This window comes from Neobacillus sp. 19 (assembly GCF_049463095.1).
Taxonomy (GTDB): domain Bacteria; phylum Bacillota; class Bacilli; order Bacillales; family Cytobacillaceae; genus Neobacillus.
The window spans coordinates 1-17,460 of record NZ_JBMPZU010000023.1 but is presented as its reverse complement, the minus strand read 5'-3'; the positions used below and the strand labels follow the sequence as shown (position 1 = coordinate 17,460).

22 protein-coding genes and 1 pseudogene are annotated in these 17,460 nt (G+C 41.5%); 18 read left to right on the top strand and 5 right to left on the bottom strand.

Annotated elements, in window-relative coordinates; genetic code table 11:
* Nucleotides 1–101: 101 nt before the first annotated feature.
* The 6 genes from ACO1D1_RS05820 to ACO1D1_RS05795 all read left to right on the top strand — a co-directional run bounded on the left by ACO1D1_RS05820 (nt 102) and on the right by ACO1D1_RS05795 (nt 3,828).
* Complete coding sequence (locus ACO1D1_RS05820; protein ID WP_423335249.1) at nt 102–1,328, top strand: molybdopterin dinucleotide binding domain-containing protein; 1,227 nt, start codon at nt 102–104, stop codon at nt 1,326–1,328.
* Nucleotides 1,329–1,345: 17 nt separating this feature from the next.
* Nucleotides 1,346–1,753 carry a nitrate reductase cytochrome c-type subunit gene (locus ACO1D1_RS05815; RefSeq protein WP_190284876.1) on the top strand — a complete coding sequence of 136 codons (408 nt, stop codon included), beginning with the start codon at nt 1,346–1,348 and terminating at the stop codon, nt 1,751–1,753.
* A 61-nt stretch (nt 1,754–1,814) separates the two neighbouring features.
* Entirely contained in the window at nt 1,815–2,078 is a 264-nt protein-coding gene (locus ACO1D1_RS05810; RefSeq protein WP_190284877.1) for a chaperone NapD, read from the top strand.
* 59 nt (nt 2,079–2,137) lie between these two features.
* Nucleotides 2,138–2,632 carry a 4Fe-4S dicluster domain-containing protein gene (locus tag ACO1D1_RS05805; protein ID WP_423335248.1) on the top strand — a complete coding sequence of 165 codons (495 nt, stop codon included), beginning with the start codon at nt 2,138–2,140 and terminating at the stop codon, nt 2,630–2,632.
* Nucleotides 2,633–2,882: 250 nt separating this feature from the next.
* On the top strand, nt 2,883–3,278 hold the full coding sequence (locus ACO1D1_RS05800; RefSeq protein ID WP_423335247.1) for an MmcQ/YjbR family DNA-binding protein: 396 nt from the start codon (nt 2,883–2,885) through the stop codon (nt 3,276–3,278).
* Entirely contained in the window at nt 3,271–3,828 is a 558-nt protein-coding gene (locus ACO1D1_RS05795) for a DNA-3-methyladenine glycosylase I (protein ID WP_423335246.1), read from the top strand. The genes ACO1D1_RS05800 and ACO1D1_RS05795 overlap by 8 nt, the downstream gene beginning before the upstream one ends.
* A gap of 83 nt (nt 3,829–3,911) precedes the next feature.
* On the opposite strand, the gene ACO1D1_RS05790 is transcribed toward ACO1D1_RS05795, so the two are convergent.
* Nucleotides 3,912–4,073 carry a hypothetical protein gene (locus ACO1D1_RS05790; RefSeq protein WP_190284878.1) on the bottom strand — a complete coding sequence of 54 codons (162 nt, stop codon included), beginning with the start codon at nt 4,071–4,073 and terminating at the stop codon, nt 3,912–3,914.
* A gap of 302 nt (nt 4,074–4,375) precedes the next feature.
* Here ACO1D1_RS05790 and ACO1D1_RS05785 point away from each other — a divergent pair, with 302 nt between their 5' ends.
* From ACO1D1_RS05785 to copZ, 5 genes and pseudogenes are all read left to right on the top strand, one after another.
* A complete protein-coding gene (locus ACO1D1_RS05785) occupies nt 4,376–5,038 on the top strand; it encodes a TetR/AcrR family transcriptional regulator (RefSeq protein WP_423335245.1) in 663 nt (220 codons plus the stop codon).
* Between the two features lie 19 nt (nt 5,039–5,057).
* Entirely contained in the window at nt 5,058–5,783 is a 726-nt protein-coding gene (locus ACO1D1_RS05780) for a GTP pyrophosphokinase (RefSeq protein ID WP_149869952.1), read from the top strand.
* 39 nt (nt 5,784–5,822) lie between these two features.
* Nucleotides 5,823–6,290 (top strand): CBS domain-containing protein, encoded by a 468-nt coding sequence (locus tag ACO1D1_RS05775; protein WP_149869953.1) that lies wholly within the window; start codon nt 5,823–5,825, stop codon nt 6,288–6,290.
* Nucleotides 6,291–6,381: 91 nt separating this feature from the next.
* On the top strand, nt 6,382–6,729 hold the full coding sequence (locus ACO1D1_RS05770) for a metal-sensitive transcriptional regulator (protein ID WP_149869954.1): 348 nt from the start codon (nt 6,382–6,384) through the stop codon (nt 6,727–6,729).
* A gap of 14 nt (nt 6,730–6,743) precedes the next feature.
* Nucleotides 6,744–6,949: pseudogene (gene copZ, locus ACO1D1_RS05765) on the top strand (copper chaperone CopZ).
* 43 nt (nt 6,950–6,992) lie between these two features.
* Here the strand turns inward: copZ and ACO1D1_RS05760 are convergent.
* Together ACO1D1_RS05760 and ACO1D1_RS05755 are read right to left on the bottom strand one after the other, a co-directional pair.
* Complete coding sequence (locus ACO1D1_RS05760) at nt 6,993–8,264, bottom strand: MFS transporter (protein WP_423335244.1); 1,272 nt, start codon at nt 8,262–8,264, stop codon at nt 6,993–6,995.
* Between the two features lie 22 nt (nt 8,265–8,286).
* Nucleotides 8,287–9,594, bottom strand: a complete 1,308-nt coding sequence (locus ACO1D1_RS05755; RefSeq protein WP_423335243.1) for an alkaline phosphatase family protein — start codon at nt 9,592–9,594, stop codon at nt 8,287–8,289.
* Nucleotides 9,595–9,784: 190 nt separating this feature from the next.
* Here ACO1D1_RS05755 and ACO1D1_RS05750 point away from each other — a divergent pair, with 190 nt between their 5' ends.
* The 3 genes from ACO1D1_RS05750 to ACO1D1_RS05740 all read left to right on the top strand — a co-directional run bounded on the left by ACO1D1_RS05750 (nt 9,785) and on the right by ACO1D1_RS05740 (nt 12,532).
* Nucleotides 9,785–10,711 (top strand): alpha/beta hydrolase, encoded by a 927-nt coding sequence (locus ACO1D1_RS05750; RefSeq protein ID WP_423335242.1) that lies wholly within the window; start codon nt 9,785–9,787, stop codon nt 10,709–10,711.
* Between the two features lie 144 nt (nt 10,712–10,855).
* Nucleotides 10,856–11,350: a flavodoxin domain-containing protein gene (locus ACO1D1_RS05745; protein WP_423335241.1), complete on the top strand. Its 495-nt coding sequence runs from the start codon at nt 10,856–10,858 to the stop codon at nt 11,348–11,350.
* A 153-nt stretch (nt 11,351–11,503) separates the two neighbouring features.
* Complete coding sequence (locus ACO1D1_RS05740; RefSeq protein WP_423335240.1) at nt 11,504–12,532, top strand: ATP-grasp domain-containing protein; 1,029 nt, start codon at nt 11,504–11,506, stop codon at nt 12,530–12,532.
* A 204-nt stretch (nt 12,533–12,736) separates the two neighbouring features.
* Here the strand turns inward: ACO1D1_RS05740 and ACO1D1_RS05735 are convergent, their stop codons facing one another.
* Nucleotides 12,737–13,111 (bottom strand): nucleotide excision repair endonuclease, encoded by a 375-nt coding sequence (locus tag ACO1D1_RS05735; protein ID WP_149869961.1) that lies wholly within the window; start codon nt 13,109–13,111, stop codon nt 12,737–12,739.
* Between the two features lie 197 nt (nt 13,112–13,308).
* On the opposite strand from ACO1D1_RS05735, the gene ACO1D1_RS05730 reads away from it, so the two are divergent.
* Nucleotides 13,309–13,890 carry a TerD family protein gene (locus tag ACO1D1_RS05730; protein ID WP_149869962.1) on the top strand — a complete coding sequence of 194 codons (582 nt, stop codon included), beginning with the start codon at nt 13,309–13,311 and terminating at the stop codon, nt 13,888–13,890.
* A 106-nt stretch (nt 13,891–13,996) separates the two neighbouring features.
* The gene (locus tag ACO1D1_RS05725) at nt 13,997–14,389 is read left to right on the top strand and encodes a hypothetical protein (protein ID WP_149869963.1); all 393 of its coding nucleotides are present in this window, start codon (nt 13,997–13,999) and stop codon (nt 14,387–14,389) included.
* 50 nt (nt 14,390–14,439) lie between these two features.
* Here the strand turns inward: ACO1D1_RS05725 and ACO1D1_RS05720 are convergent, their stop codons facing one another.
* Nucleotides 14,440–15,480, bottom strand: a complete 1,041-nt coding sequence (locus tag ACO1D1_RS05720; RefSeq protein WP_411675492.1) for a putative glycoside hydrolase — start codon at nt 15,478–15,480, stop codon at nt 14,440–14,442.
* A gap of 140 nt (nt 15,481–15,620) precedes the next feature.
* Here ACO1D1_RS05720 and ACO1D1_RS05715 point away from each other — a divergent pair, with 140 nt between their 5' ends.
* The gene (locus ACO1D1_RS05715; RefSeq protein WP_423335239.1) at nt 15,621–16,922 is read left to right on the top strand and encodes a response regulator transcription factor; all 1,302 of its coding nucleotides are present in this window, start codon (nt 15,621–15,623) and stop codon (nt 16,920–16,922) included.
* Between the two features lie 13 nt (nt 16,923–16,935).
* On the top strand, nt 16,936–17,133 hold the full coding sequence (locus ACO1D1_RS05710) for a helix-turn-helix domain-containing protein (protein WP_423335238.1): 198 nt from the start codon (nt 16,936–16,938) through the stop codon (nt 17,131–17,133).
* Nucleotides 17,134–17,460: the final 327 nt, after the last annotated feature.

The following is a 17,460-nucleotide window of genomic DNA, read 5'->3' as shown; positions in this document are numbered from 1 at the left end:
TGTCATCTTACTTGGTTCAGTTATGCAGCCGATGTTGACCCCAAACCCGACGACCTAGATAGGCGTTTTCGCATTTATCGTGAAACGCTTTCGCGTTTTTCGTGCGCCGCTTCAACACCGAAATGATTTGGAACCTGCCGCAAGGATATTTGGATCCTATTGAAAACCCGGGCATGCACACGATGAAAATGTTCCGTGAGTTAGGAAACGGCAAGATTAAATTTTTATGGAGTATGTCTAATAACTGGGGGCAGACAAATCCGAAGTTAAACAGATATCGCGGAAAAGATGCGAATGGGAAAGGTGTCATTGATGGATTTATCGTTGTTTCCGATGTGTATCCAAACCGCTCGACGGAAATGGCAGATGTGGTGTTCCCGGCAGCCATGTGGGTTGAGCGTGAAGGTCAATTCGGGAATGCTGAACGACGGACGTCGATTTTTGAAAAATGTGTGGATCCGCCGGGTGAAGCCAAATGGGATTTATGGGCGATTGTTCAGGTAGCAAAGCGAGTGCTGGATGGAAAAATGATTGGCGACAAGCCGGCATTTGATGTTTTGTTTGGTATGGTATGGGATAAAAAGAAAAATGATCTTCTTAAGGACCAGCATGAAGTGAATCGCCTTTTGTGGGAGGAATACCGCTTATTCACGAATCCACATGAGCATCCAAATAAAGCAGCCCAGGAACTCGGGGCCAAACTGAAAATGAAAGCGAAACAAATGGCTCCATATGAGGAATATTTGAAACAGCACGGGATTTGCTGGCCGGTCCGAAACGTGGATGGCAAATGGCTCGAGACGAACTGGCGCTATTCGTATGGGAAGCAGGAGGACGGCTTCGATCAATACGGGGTGGAGGAGTTTGGCCATAAAGGAAAATACATGGACCTCGACTTCTATAAATCGGCTGATCATAAACCGGCGATTCTGTTCCGGCCATTTGAAGAAGCGGCAGAAGTGCCGGATCAGGAATATCCATTCTGGTTATGTACGGGCCGGGTGTTAGAGCACTGGCACAGTGGAACGATGACAAGAAGGGTGCCAGAACTTCATAAGGCATTCCCGGAAGCGCTGTGTGAAATCCACCCTGATGATGCTGCCTCCCTGGGGGTTAAAACAGGGGATATGGTAAAAGTGATCTCGCGCCGTGGTGAAGTGAAGGTGAAGGCGACGACGACAGGACGCGGAAACCCGCCGAAGGGACTTATTTATGTACCATTTTTTGCTGAAGAAACATTGATTAATTTGGTGACATTGGATTGCTATTGCCCGATTTCCAAGCAGACAGATTTTAAAAAATGTGCTGTTAAAATTGAAAAGGCTTAATGGGGGGTGGGGAGATTATGAAGGAAAAGGGAATTCTTTTTATCTTAGGGTTTATCATTGTTCTTACTGCAGCTATAGGAGCTACAAAGCTTCAATGGTCGTTAGTGTCGACAGAAACTGCTGCTGTTGTAAGTACGCAGCCAGCGCTGGTGCAATTGACGGAAAAAGGGCGGCCAGATAGCGAAACCATGGGGCTCGTCAGTGCACCGCCGCTACAGCCGGCAACCCACGTAGACCGGTGGAATCCAAAGGCCCATCAAGATAGCTGTCTCGCCTGCCACGGAAAACCGGATACAGGGGCGCCAACACCAACAGCTGTCCATTTCTATGACAATGATACAAAAGGAAAGGTTTTTCGGGATAATTGTATTCAGTGTCATGCCCAGCAAAATGAAACAAAAACTAAGACGGCGTTTAGTAAGTAAGATGCGAGCAGGGCTGTGGATTCGTGAAGCAGCCCCTTTTTACTTCAGGAGGGGAAGACAAATGGTTATTTCGGGAATCTTTGTGGAAACAATTCCTGGGCAAGCGAGTCTTGCAGCAGGGCAGCTGGCTTTATTAAATGGGGTTGAAATCCATCATATTCATGAGGAGAAGAAGGTAATCCTGACGATTGAATCGGATACGGTCGATCAAGGCTATCGAACGGCAGAAAGATTTAAAGAGATTGATGGTGTGCTGAATATTTGTCTTGTGTATACAAATTTCGAGAATGAACTGTTTTATCAAGAAGCAGCTGGTGAACAATGACTGAGAGATGCAACAGAAGGGAATTTCTCAACTTAAACTGGGAATCGACAATTGGGTTTTTGGGGAATTTTCTTGCACCCCAGCTTGAAATCGACCGGGACTTTATACGTCCTCCTGGTGCGGGCAGTGAGCTAGAATTCCTTACTTCATGCACCAGATGCGGAAAATGTCAGGAGGTCTGTCCGGAGCAGACCATTTGTTTGTTTTCACTGACAAGCGGCGCGAAGCTCGTCAATACCCCTTATGTAGACCCGAATGAGTCACCATGCACATTTTGTCTAAGGTGTATCGAAGCCTGCCCGACGGAGGCTTTAAACTTGGCTGACTATAAAAAACGGCCCGCAATTGGAATGGTTAAAGTGCAAAGGGACAGCTGTCTTGGAAATCAGCAGGTGATGTGCGATTATTGTGTCCGTTCCTGCCCTGTTGGAGGTGCGCTTACGCTTGTTAACGGAATTCCGGTCGTGTCCGAAAAACACTGCACAGGCTGCGGCATCTGTGTTGCCAGCTGTATTGCTGACGGTGGGGCATTAAAAGTAATTGGAGTTTTTTAATAGGATTCTACGTGACTGAAACTACGGAAAAAGCTGGCGATTGGTCACGTAGAGAGGTTCTATGTGAACGAAACGGTGGAAAAAGAGGGTGTTCGGTCACGTAGAGAGCTATCCACGTGACGAACCACTTCAATTCTCAGAAAAGCTCGTCGCACAAAACCAGCTCATTGAAAAATTAATCAACATTGTTTTAATCATAAACAACCGATAAAATAAAATCATGGAAAATTATCATTTAGGAGATTAAACAATGGGTCACGATAGACAAATCAAGTCTTTACATGGGAATGAGTTACTAACAAAAATTAGAGAGATTGCAAAGAAATTTCCCGAAGTAATCGAAGCTGTCGATAAATTTGGACACACATCTTTTCGGGTAAAGGACAAGCCATTTGTGATGATGGGCGAAAATGGGGATAACCTAACGCTATCGATAAAGACATTGAAAACAACCCAACAGCTATTATTGCAAGAGCAAGACCGTTTTTTCAAAACCCCTTACATCGGTCAGCATGGCTGGACGTCTGTCAGCACCAATCAAAAACTTAATTGGAACGTAATCGAAGGGTTTATTCTGGAAGGGTACCTTCAAGCGGCTCCTAGAAACCTTTCTAAGGGATTAATAGAGGCACTCAAGAATGAATAGATGCGGCTGGGTGAATCAGGATCCTTTATATATAGAGTATCACGATCACGAATGGGGAGTGCCGGTTTATGATGACCGGCTGCTATTTGAGTATTTAAATCTCGAAGGGGCCCAGGCCGGCTTAAGTTGGTATACGATTTTAAAAAAACGTGCGAATTACCGCGAGGCATTTGATCAGTTTGATGCAGAAAAAATTTCCCGCTATGATGAAGAAAAAATCACCGAGCTCTTACATAATGAAGGAATTGTCAGAAATAAGCTGAAGATTAATGCGGTTATTACCAATGCCAAAGCCTATTTAAGGGTAATTGACGAATTCGGGTCCTTCCATACCTATATCTGGTCCTTTGTTGGCGGGAAACAAATTCAAAACCATTTCAAAGAAATGAAAGATGTCCCGGCAACAACCGAAATTAGTGACAAATTAAGCAAGGATTTAAAGAAACGCGGCTTTAAATTTGTCGGCTCTACCATTTGCTATGCGTTCATGCAGGCAACAGGAATGGTGAATGATCATATCGTCAGCTGTGACTGTTATCCAGGAAAATAATTACTCGAAATTACAGGTAAAAAACAGGAAGGCCCGTCACAAATAAGTGACGGGCTTCCGTGCTTTTAGAGACATATAAACCATTATTTTGCAGGTTTTTCAATCATGAAATCTGATGCAGGAATCGGAATAATTTTTCCGCCTATTTGGACATGAACGGTATCGTTGAAAATGGCTTTTACTATTCCCTTTAATGAAATAGTTGAATTAACAGAGATTTTCTTCGATTCAGTTTGATTGGCCAAATTACTCAACACCTTCCAATTATTGGTTTGCCTTTATGAGATAAAAAATAATCAGGATTATAATACTATAAATTATTCGCAAAAAATTTTTAAATTCCTGCTGTTTCGTTCATACTTTTTAGAAAAAATGAAGAAAAATTGGTCATGTTACAAATCATTTATTGCATGGGGTGTTAAACAATAATAATGAATATAACATGAACCATGGTTCAAGTATCACATGTTTTAGGCTGGCTGTCAATAAAAAAGTGAACTATGGTTCAAATTTAAAAATCGTGTTATGATAGCACTGAGGTGATTATATGCCAGACCGTGAAGATAAACTTGTAGGTGAATTTCCATTTGTCCCTAAACAGGAACGAGCGCAGCAAAAAAGGAATGCCCTGATTGAAAGCGGATATGCTTTATTTAATTCGAAAGGATACGAGCAGACAACCGCAAAGGAAATCGCCGCACATGCAGGGGTAGCAACCGGAACCTTTTACCGTTATTTTTCAGACAAGCGGCAGCTATTAATGTCGCTGTTAGAAGATAAATTAGAAAAGTTTCTTCCGCCTGAACCAAGTTGGGCTGCAGGTGACCCTGAATCTGTTATGGCCGCGCTTTTTGAATCACATTATGAACGTCTTAATGAGGTCGGACTAAGGCGTGTACTCCCAGAGCTGTTATCCAAAGATTCTGAACTTGCAGAGGTTCTAGGGGCCGCAAGGAGAAAAATCCATGCTAGAATTCACGATGGCTTAGTTCAAGCCAGTGAAAAAGGGTTAACCTGGACGGATTTGGATTTAGAAATGGTCTCATGGGCTATCATGGTTTTAGTGGAGAATGGACAGGAAAAAGAGAGCCAAAGCGGAAAAAAAGCTGATTATCTTGAAATGTCAAAGGTTATTTGCCGGATGGTCTTTCCACCTGATGTTTTAGCGGATTTTCGAAACAGTGAAAAAAATAAAATGGGTGAATCATAACAAGAGAGGAAGCTAGTACTTGGATATTGAACAAGTTATTGATATGAAGGAGTTAAAATCGCTTAAAGTAAAACTAACACGTTTTATGATGGCGTATAAGTTTGCGTTAGATGAAATGAATACGAAAATTAATATCCTAAAAGATGAATTTAATTATATTCATGATTATAATCCAATAGAACATGTAAAATCGCGATTAAAATCACCGGAAAGCATTTTGAAGAAAGTGCAACGGAAAGGATATGCGTTTTCATTACCTTCCATTAAAGAAAATGTTCGGGATATTGCCGGGATTCGGATTACCTGTTCGTTTATTTCCGATATTTATGAGCTTGCGAAAATGATTGGGAATCAGAAAGACGTTCGGGTTATTGATTATAAAGATTATATAAAGAATCCAAAGCCAAATGGCTATCAAAGTCTTCATTTAATATTAGAAATACCGATTTTCATGTCCGATCGTGAGGAATTAACGTATGTAGAGGTGCAAATTCGATCGATCGCCATGGATTTTTGGGCAAGTTTGGAACACAAGATTTATTACAAATACAACAAGGCAGTTCCAAGCAAGATGATTGATGAGCTTAAAGACGCAGCATTAATGGCAGCACAGCTGGATCGAAAAATGGAACGGCTGCATAAAGAAATAAGGGAGATAAAACAAGCTGACCATGAAAGGGAAGAGCAATTCCTTAATAAAGAACATATTAACCTTGCATTTTTAAATGATTTTTTAAAAAAATAAATTGGACTTCTACTTAACCAAACGAAAGTGGTGAACTTCATGAAGGTAAAAGATTTTATGGTGAAAGATGTGATTTCGGTAAATCCGGAAAGTTCCATTAAAGATGTGATGGCTACGTTTGTAGAGAAGAAAATTGGCGGCGTGCCCATAATGAAGAAGGATGGGACGTTATGCGGGATGGTAACGGACGGTGACCTTTTGCGGGCCATTAAGCCAATCGATCGTCGCATTCCAGATTATTTTAGCTTTATTACCTATGTCGCGGAGGAAAATATGACGGACCGCTTACATGAACTGGCTCATACAGAAATCGGTAAGATTGCCAAATCACATGGAATCGTGACCGTTCACCCAGACGATGATATGAAAACAGTGGTGGACCTGTTAGCTAGACACCACTTTAAGAAGCTTCCGGTTGTGGATGAATCGAACCATGTTGTTGGTGTCATCAGCCGCGGTGATGTCATTCGTAATATCCAGGAAACGATTGTTAAAAATATGGAATAGGTGCTTTCGCATCATGTTTTTCGTTATCGATAAAAGCATCGCTTTACTATACGGGGGTATGATATAATAGGAAAAAAAAGGAGGGAATGTCATGTCCTTAGACCGTGAAAATGAGGAAGAATTAAATGATGATTCCTGTTGTACACATGATGGCGGACATCGAAAAAGCCATCATTCGGATAAAGTGAAAAACAATCTGGTTACAAGGCTTAACCGGATCGAAGGGCAAATACGCGGGATTAAAGGCTTAATCGAAAAAGATACGTATTGTGATGATGTCATTAACCAAATCTCCGCTACCCAATCGGCGCTAAACAGTGTGGCGAAAATCTTACTTGAAGGCCATATGAAGAGTTGTGTCGTCGAGAGAATTCAAGAAGGTGATTATGAGGTTCTGGATGAGGTTCTCGTTACCATACAAAAACTAATGAAAAAATAATGGAGGCAAGAAAAATGGAAAATGTTACATTAGATGTTAGTGGTATGTCTTGTGGCCATTGTGTAAAAGCAGTAGAAGGCAGCGTCGGTAAACTTGAGGGGGTAAAAAGGTTGCCGTAAAGCTTGATCAAGGTCAAGTTGACGTCGAATTTGATGCAAAAGTGGTATCTCTCAGTACGATTAAAGAAACAATTGATGACCAGGGTTACGATGTAAAATAACAAGGAAAGAGCTCGCCGGCTGGTGAGCTCTTTTCTCCATCAATTAGCTTATAGAATTTCCTTTTGGAATATGATTGGCTTCTGGTACACGCAGCAGGATCAATCCGCCAATGATAAACAATACTATGAGACTAAATACGCCGCTATTGGTGCTGCCGGTTAACTGCGCGGTCAAGCCGACTAAAAATGGACCTAAGATGGCTGCGAATTTATAAAAGATACTGTAGAAACCAAAGAACTCATTGGCATTCTCTTTTGGAACAAGTTTTGCAAAATAGGACCGGCTTAATGCCTGAATTCCACCTTGTGAAGATGCCACGAGCATGGCCAATATCCAGAAATCAAGAGTCGTTTTTAAAAAATAGGCATACGTGCATATGATTATATATATAAATATTCCGACCAACAGCATCGTTTTGGCGTGAAATTTATCGGCAAGTTTGCCATATATAACCGCAAATGGTGCAGCAACGACTTGGGTAGCAAATAAAATAATCAAAAGGTTGTTGGAAGAGATTCCTAAATCCGACCCATATGCAGTTGACATCGTAATGATCGTGTTAACTCCATCAATATAGAAGAAATACGCTACTAAAAAGAGAAACAATGGACGGTAAAGCTTAATTTTCCTGAATGTTTCAAAAAGCTGTTTAAATCCATTGGATATCGGATTAGCGACGCGTTCTTTATAATAAACCTGTTTGACATTTTTCAACATTGGAATCGTAAACAAGCCCCACCAAAGGGCCGTAATCGCAAAGGCGGCTTGACTTGCGACAGTAACGCTTAAAGGCAGAATACTTCTATCCGCTAGAATGATCAGGGCAATCCCGATAATAAACGGGATCGTACTTCCAATGTAGCCCATCGCAAACCCCTTCGATGAAATCTGATTCATCCGTTCTTCTGATGTCACGTCAACAAGGAAGGCATCGTAGAAAATGTTCGTTCCGCCAAACCCGATGACGGTCACCATATAACAGATTAAGAGAATGAACCATTGGTCGCTCGGGACAACCGCTAATAAAAAGGTAAAAATAATACCGAGGGCAAAGAAAAAAGTGAAAAATCGTTTTTTGAACCCTTTAAAATCTGCAATACTTCCCAATATCGGAGCGCAGAGCGAAATAAGCAATGTGGCAAATGAATTGGCATAACCCCAGTAGGCTGTAGAAGTAGAGGCAGCAAGTCCTGCCTCGTTCGCCGCTGCCTTAAAATACAACGGAAATACGGCTGTGGTGATCAGGATAGAGTAGGCAGAGTTTGCCCAATCATAAAACACCCAGCCCTTTTCTTGCTTTGTCATCCGGCTCATTCAAGTTCCTCCTTTAATGGCTTTATATGGTTAACATTTCTTCGACAGCCCTCCCATCTGTATTGCCTAAGGTAATACCAAGGAGCCTTGCGAAGGTGGGGCCTTCATCAACGAGACGGATGGAAGATAGTATGGTGGACTGGATTCCTTTCCCGGCCGCCATCAAGATGGTTCCGTAATTTTCTTTTTCCGGCGAGTAACCATGACAGGCTAATGTATATTTTTTATCTGCTGTGGCATCCTCCCTGGTAATGGTTTTGATATAATCTCCCTTTAAATCTTCTAAAAAATAATACCCGCGGCATGCTTCAATCATAAAGGCACACGTACCATCTGCCCCTTTTTCGGCAGCCTGTGCCCCTGTTAGCACACGCTCGATCCCTGATTCGGGGTCGTCTAGCAATGAGTCTAATAAATGTTTAACCTGGTGAAGAACCGTGGAATTATGCTGATCTTTAATGTAAATATATGCAGAGCCATCACAACTTTTACAATAGGCCTGCCAATTAATTATTTTCCCTTTTGTGTTTGTTGAAATGAGATTTTTTTTATGTAAAAGGACATTAAGGTTGACCGCTTTATGTTCATCAAGTGCACTATGGTCACCTAATACTGCTACAGTGGCGTTTTCATGAATCCCGCTTTCATGGAGAGCAGCTAGAATTCGGCCAAGACGTTTGTGGTGACGATGGATCGCGGCAATTGCCTCTTCTGATGAAAACCCGTGATCATGGCGCTGCGTGTCTAAATCGGTGAAGTGCACCATCAATAAATTCGGCTTCTTTGTTTTAATCGTATCGACGGCGGATTCTAAGACAAAGTCGTCTAATTCCGGCTGACTAAGCCCTTTGCGGATATGCCCGTAGCGTTTATTTAAATCCCATTGAAAGGAGGGAGTACCGCTCATTAGTGAAACAAGGATTTGGTTTTGCCAGGGGCGGTTAGCGAAAATTTCCGGCATATTGTAGTCGATGTTTGCTTTTCCGGTAACGGGCCAGAGGAGCGCCGCTGTGGTCAGGTTTGCCTTTTTGGCTTCATCATACAATGTCGTGCCTTGAATACAATTACGATACCAATTCCAATCCGGTGACGGTCTTCCAGGCTGCAGGAGGGTATTATTGATCACCCCGTGCCTGTTCGGATAATTTCCAGTCACAATCGTCGCATGACATGGATAAGTGACCGATGGATAGATTGTTTCGACATTTTCTACATACGTTCCATTTTTCAAAAGTGATTGAAAGTGGGGTAAGTCTTTGAGAATTGGATAGTCTAATGCAGAAAGACAATCAAAGGAAATGATAATTAAATGATCTGTTAGTCGATTCATGACATCCTCCAGGAATAAAGTTCTGGTTATGATAATTGTACTATATGAAACTAGAAATGGAAGAATTGTTACAGAATATTTACAAAATTTTTGGAAGTTTGCCTAAAAATGGTGAATATTGGATTTGTGACAATGGATTTTTTAGTATAATGATATCGACCATTATTGGAAATATAAGGGGGCAGCCATCATGCCAAGTTTCCGAAGTTATTTTTTTGAAAAAGCAATTAAGACATCGGTTAAAAGAGCGGTGAAAAAGGGGGTTAAGGGAAAAGGGATGGAAGATAAGCGGCAGATGCTTGATGCGGCCGCAAGAAGACTCGGTACTCTACCCAAAAATTGTAAGGTAGTTCCAGTGGAAATTGAAGGATTATATGCTGAGTGGATTACAACCACGTCTGCCGAAACGTTAGTGGCGGCTGACAAGGTCATTCTCTATTTACATGGAGGGGGCTATGCCCTCTGCTCTGCCAACACCCATCGTCCGCTGGCTGCCAGGATTGGGAAGGCAGCAGGTCTGAAGGTGTTGTTTCCGGAGTATCGGCTTGCACCGGAACATCCATTTCCTGCCGCCATTGAGGATGCTGTCAATGTATATCGCTGGCTGAGAAGTCAGGGGTATGACCCGGCTAACATCTTATTTGCAGGTGATTCAGCCGGCGGAGGATTATGTCTGGCAACTGCACTCGTTTTACGCGACCAGAACGAGCCGCTCCCGGCCGCAATCGTTTGTCTTTCACCGTGGGTAGATTTAACGAGCAGCGGGGAAAGCTATCGAAAAAATAAAGCGGTCGATCCGTATTTAAGTATTGAGGCAGTAAGAGAAGCTGTAAAGATGTATGCGGCGAACGAAGCGCCGGACCACCCGCTCATATCACCTGTTTTTGCGGACCTTACGGGATTGCCGCCCTTGTTTATTCAGGCAGGCAGCCATGAAATTTTGCAAAGTGATGCAGAGAAACTGGCGGACGCGGCACGAAATGCCGGGGTCACGGTTTCGTTCAAAATCTGGAATGGCATGTGGCATGTATGGCAAATAAGTGGTGATGCATTACCCGAAGCAAGAAAAGCAATAAAGGAGATTGGGGCATTTATAAAGAAAATCTTAAAAAAGTGAACTGAAAGTTGTAATAATATTGCCAATATTATTTCATCCAGATGAATTGTATGGGGTTATAATGGTAGTGAGTAAATTGAAGCCCGGCCAATATATAGGAAATCACGGCTGGTTTTTTTGTACAGGAAGGAAGGGGAATAGGACATGAAAAGTTTAATTGTTTATTGCTCATCCCATGGGACTACAGAAAAAGCGGTTGGATTAATAAGCGAGAATCTTGAAGGTGACGTGTTATCAGTAGATTTAAAAAGGGAGAAAACGCTTTTTGATCTCAAGGATTTTGACACGGTCATTATTGGCGGTTCCATTCACGCTGGACAGATCCAACGGAAAATTAGTCAATTTATCAAACATCATCATCATAGGCTTCTAGAAAAAAATCTTGGCCTTTTTCTTTGCTGTATGCGAGAAGGCGACATTGCCATCGAGCAATTTAATCATGCCTTTCCACAGGACCTACGAAAGAATTCCGCAGCGATGGGATTATTTGGCGGAGAATTCCTCGTGTCTAAAATGAACTTCTTTGAAAGACAGGTTGTCAAAAGAGTAGATGGAATCACAGTCGATCAATCAAAATTAGATACAGCGTCCATTATGGAATTTGTTTCAAGTATGAATCACGTAAAGAGCTATGTTTAAGAAATGGATTACCATGGTGATTGGAACGGAAGGCGAAGCGCCCGGAGTGGAAATCAACAGCCATTTTAACAATATTATCGTTATTTGATTATAAAATACCTCTAGTTCGTACATAATGGAAAAGGTCTAACTACAACATGAAAGAGGATACACATGAAGATTTGGTTTAATCGGTGGTTTACAACCGTTTCGCATTATATCGATATGATTCGGAACAACGAAGATCATCGGAAATTTATCATCTATGGAACACATCCAAATAAAGATGCCCTTTATTTACAAAATTGTGATTACGCCTTCGTCGAGCCAGACATCTCTGGGGATGAATACATTGAGTTTTGTCTTGATTTTTGCCAGAAACACGAGGTCAATATTTTCATACCCCGGAAAGAGAATGTTCTGATTTCGAAACGGCTGAAAGATTTTGAGAATCTGGGTGTGAAGGTCCTTGTTTGCCCTGATTCCAGCCTCATGGAAATGCTGGATAATAAAGCCGCCGCCTATCAATCATTGTCAAAAAGTGATCCGATTTTTTCGATTCCTGACTATTATGTCGTCAATAACATAGAAGATTTTAAACAGGCTTATCAATCGCTTAAGGATAAAGGGCATGAAGTTTGCTTTAAACCTGTAATTGGTGAAGGGGCAAATGGGTTTCGGGTGATTAAAGATCAGATTGAGTCCATACCGCAGCTTTTTCAACAGGGTATTGGCCATCGGATTCCTTATCATTATGCCTGCGAGATTTTAAGCCAGCAGGAGACTTTTCCTGACTTAATGGTGCTAGAGTTTTTAGAAGGCAGAGAGTTTAGCATTGACTGCGTATCTTCTCGGGATGAATTATTTGCCGCAATCCCGCGGATGAAAGGGGATGGACGGGTGCGGGAGCTGGTGGAAAGTTTTGAACTCATTCAGCAGGCACGCAGGTTCCATCAGGAATATAAATTACCGTATGTGTTCAATATCCAGGTTAAGTACAACAACGGTGTTCCGAAACTGCTCGAAATCAATCCGCGGATGAGCGGGGGAATGCACGTCAGCTGTCTATCGGGCATTAATCTTCCCTATTTAGCGATTAAGATTTTATTAGGTGAAAAAGTAGGGCGATTAACCCCGCAGTTTGGCATTAGAGCCAGCCATATTGAAAAAGAAATGATCTTGAAATATGGAAATATAAGTTAATAAATAAAAAGCTGTGTAATAAAAATGCTTAGCAATGTAGATTGGAGCGGAAGGCGCGAGACTCCTGCGGAAGTACGGGGCCGAGGAGGCTCCCCGGCACGCCCGCGGAAAGCGAAGCGCCTGGAGCGCAAATCAACAGACAAGGATAACATAGACAAAAAAAGAGCGGGTTTTCTGTTACCGGCTCTTTTCAATGAAAAATGATTATTTGTAAAATACTTTGTCGGTATTGTACTTTGCTTGGAGAGTATTAATCATATAGGTTTCGTAGATTTCTCTTTCCATTGGTTCGTCCACTACGAAAACCGCAATTTTATATACTTCATCGCGATGGTTTTTAATTGGTGATACGGTATCTTCAAAATGGCGCTTCACGCGAGGTCTTAATTTTCTTGCTTTGCCTACAAAAAGCAATTCATCACTAGAGTTAAAAAAAAGAATAATTCCGCCTTTGTCACGGGGAATTTTATTGTAATCAGTAAAACCATATTCACTGCTAAGTGGCGCTTCCACTTTTTCTCCTACTTGTCGATTTTTCGTAATCACGACATCTGGATTGGGTATTTCAATTTTTATCATATATAGTATCGCTCCCTGCTTAAAATAAACGGTGAATCCGTTCGCTGACAGTTCATTATAGCACAACCCTCGCTTTGGGGGTTTGTCTTTCTTAATTTACCCAATTTTTTGCGGAATAATTGATAATAGTGGTAAAACAAAGCTTAATTTTGTACACTTGAAGAAGGTACATAAAAAACTTGCGGAAGGGTGTTAGTATGGCAATTTCATTATCTAAAGGTCAAAAGGTAGATTTAACGAAAACAAATCCTGGTTTATCTAAGGTTGTTGTAGGTCTTGGCTGGGATACTAACCGTTACGATGGCGGGAATGATTTCGATTTAGATGCAAGTATCTTTCTTTTAGGTGCGAATGGTAAATGTGGCTCTGAAAAGGATTTTGTATTCTATAATCAACTTGAAGGCGGAAATGGTTCCGTTGTACATACTGGGGATAACCGTACAGGAGAAGGGGACGGCGATGATGAGCTAGTAAAAGTAAATTTATCAGCTGTTCCTGCTGGTGTGGAGAGAATTTCATTTGTCATTACCATTCATGATGCAGAATCACGCGGTCAGAACTTTGGACAAGTTTCAAATGCCTTCTGCCGGATCGTAAATGAAGAGACAAATCAAGAAATTATCCGTTACGATTTAGGGGAGGATTTCTCCATTGAAACTGCGATCATCGTTGGGGAATTATACCGCCACAACGGTGAATGGAAGTTCTCAGCTGTGGGCTCTGGCTATCAAGGCGGACTTGCACGCATCGCAACAGACTTTGGCCTAAACGTAGGCTGATAAGAATGATAAAGAAGGACAAGCTGGATTTTTTAGATCCTGTCTTGTCCTTTTCTTTAAGTAAGGTAACGGTATGATTTTTTAGGGAATAAAGGGAGATTGGTTTATGAGGTTTGTTGTCAAGACACAAGTTCTTGCTATATTAATGGGACTTTTTTGGATTATTTACCTATCTATTTTGGCTTTTTTTGATCAGCCAGGTCGAGCTCTTCAGTATATCAATGTATTGGTCTACGGATTTGCGATTCTTTTTGCCGTCATGTATTTTCTGATGACGAAAGTATTAATTGGCCGAAATTGGCTTGCGGTTCCATTGGTTCTTATACCTTATTTCCTTGTTTATAAACCGTTTTTTCAACGGATTTTAACAAAAGCGGCGAATAGCTATGAGGGGATTATCAACTTCCTTGCTCTTTCCACTGGGGCGACCCATTTTCTTGCGATTATCTTCGGTTTAGGTTTAGGGATTATGTTTACAAGACCAAAATTACAATCATAATACAGATTCAGAAAAAGGACGAATCCATGAGGATTTGTCCTTTATCTAATTTAAAAAGGTGTATAGTCCACGTCCGCTGTATAGTCGTTGGCGGCATTCCAGAGTAAAAATTCATTGATCCCTTGTGCATGGAGCGCGCGAATTTGATCTTCAATTTCCCGTTTGCCATACACTTTGTAATTTCCTTTGCCAAGCCATGCTGCCGTAAAATCTTGGAGCCACGGCCTCGATGTAGGTGGTGCGGCTAATTTCTTCAAGCGAGTATTTTCAACCTTGGCATATTCTTCGACAAGCCGGTACGGTTCCAAATCAGGCTTTGGGATTCCGAAACTTGCTGACCAATGGCTGGGATAAATCATTGAAGAAATCACATCAACATGTTTGGCGATTTCTGAAAAATTTTGTCCTATCCCGCTCGCTTCCGGAATTACGGTCGCATTTCCAAATGTATCAACAGACACCTTAACACCGTAAGGCTTCAACTTTTCGCTTGCATATTTAACGAATCCAGAAACGGCAGCAACACGATTGCCCCGGCTTTTTCCTGTGTAGTGGAGCGGGCCCTCAATCGACTCGAATTTTTCAGGAAATCTGACATAATCAAATTGAATTTCTTTAAATCCGAGTTTGACTGCTTCGATGGCCATCCCGAGATTGTAATCCCATACTTCCCTATGAAAGGGGTTGGTAAATGAATCCCCATGGGAATTCCGCCATAGGCCTTTATTTGTCGTAAATGACCAGCCTGGGTGAGAATTAGCTAAGACATTATCTTTAAAAACAACCATCCTTGCAATCGGGTAGATCTGATTTTTCTTTAACGTTTCCATCAGACCTTTTGGATTTGTGATATAAGGATGACTAGAAGCGAAATATGGTGAATGTTTCGATGGCGTGAAGGTTAGATGGCCGTGGTCGTCCTTAATATCAATTACCATCGCATTTAAATCCGTTTGGTTTACAAGACTAAGCAGCTTATCAAACTGTGGACCCTTTGTGTTGGCGGCATTTACATAGATGCCCCTGATGGGTTCGTTCCAATCGTGAGTTTTTGTAAAAGCAGTTTCGAGAGGGAATAATACCACCATCATAAAGGCGAATAGAATGATTTTTCGCATCGGGCTCACTCCTTATTCTTTTTTATTATCGTTAACCATAACCATCGATACCATTCGTATCGTGCTTCTGGCGGATTTTATGTATAATTGTGGTGAAGGGGGATGACTGGTTTATGGAAGGAAAGTGGCTGATCGCCGATCGGGATCTGAATGAGCGGGAAGGGTTAAAATGGTTATTAAAAACATCATCAATTCCCGTTTCGGATATTTTTTTGGCATCGAACTACCAGGAATTTATTGTTTTATTTGAAAATGAACCCCCCGACATTGTTCTACTGGAGCTGGACATGATCAGTAAGGATGAGTGGGCAGGCTTCCGCGACCTCATGCAGATCTATGATCCTGTCTTACTTTTAACAAGTGCAGAAGCCACCTTTGAAAAAGCACGCCTGGCAATTGATATGCAGGCATTGGATTTAATGATCAAACCATTTTCGTCAACAAAGGTTAAATCGGCCTTTCAAAAGGCTTTAAGAAGACTGGACACGAAATTTCATACAACTGGTATGCACCATCCACATTCACATAAAGATATTTCATATGAGGCATTATTCCTCCCGCAGGAAGCTACATCTGGAAATGTTAAAATAGCTGCTTTTCAGACAGAAAGTATCGGCATGCTGCCAACACTCTATTCGTTTATCATGGAATATCCGTTTACTGACAGCAGGGGTGTTTTCGCCTTAAGTGATATGGTCGTGTTATTATTCAATGGGGCTTGTCACAATATGACGGAACAATGTCAGAAAGCGATGAGAAAATGGGAAGAAGAATTTTCTGAGCACTTGGCGATTGTTGTCCACAAAGGGAATTCGGCGGCAATGACACTGAACCAGGAATACCTGCAAACGCGGAAAATGCTGGAGTTCACCTACTACAAAGGGTACCGGCAAGTAGTCGAATTCGAATATTCACCTAATTGGGGGCATATCGATCCCTTTCTGACTCCACCGGAACAAAGAGAGTGGGTCGATATTCTTGCAAATCTAAACATCGAAAAAATTAAAAAGTGGCTATATGATGAATTTCTTCAATTACAGCATCCCTATCCGGATCCAGGCTTAGTCAGAATCAGGTTAACGAGCATACTGGCTCAGGTCAGAAGATTTATGAAGACATACAAGCTGAATGATGACCCCAGCCTTGAACAGGATTATCGAACGATTTTTAACTTAATCTTATATGATACCGTTCTGTATCGAACCGTACAAAATCTTATTTTATTTATTCAAAAAATATTTGTTGGTGCAGAAAACTCTATGCAGCAAATGAAACAAGATCCAATTGAGCTCGGAATGTCGTATATGAAGGCTAATTTTTCCAAAAGCAGTCTTAGGCTCGAAGATGTGGCGCAGTATGTGGACCTGAAATCCCGCTTACTTCAGTCATCTGCTAATAACGAAAACCGGATATAGTTTCACCGAACTCTTGGCCGGCATACGAATGAAAGAAGCAAAGCGATTATTGATTGAAACAAGAAAGCCGATTAAAGAGATTTCCATTTTATCAGGTTATCAAAATGCCAATTATTTTAGCAGAATGTTTCGGGAACTAATCGGGATGTCTCCCCGTGATTTCCGCATGCAAAAACCGGATTGGATGATAAATGAGAAGGGAACTGTTTAGTGAAACAGTTTCCTTAATTTCTATAAAAATTATCATTTTATAAAAATATTATCGTTTATTGGTGATTAGTCCTAGAAAAAATGTTCTTCTACATAGAAAAATTATCCTCTTTCTAATTATTCATCCGTATTTTTCAGAAAATTGGATTTTTATAATAGTAATAGAATCATAAATAGGGAGTGAAATCAATGGAAACGAAGACAACGAATAAGCGGATGAAGCGGCGCACGAAAAACGCGAAAGCGTTTCACGATAAATGCGAAAACGCCTATCTAGGTTGTCGAGTTTGGGCGTTACAATATCGGGCGCGCTTCACCGAACGAGTAC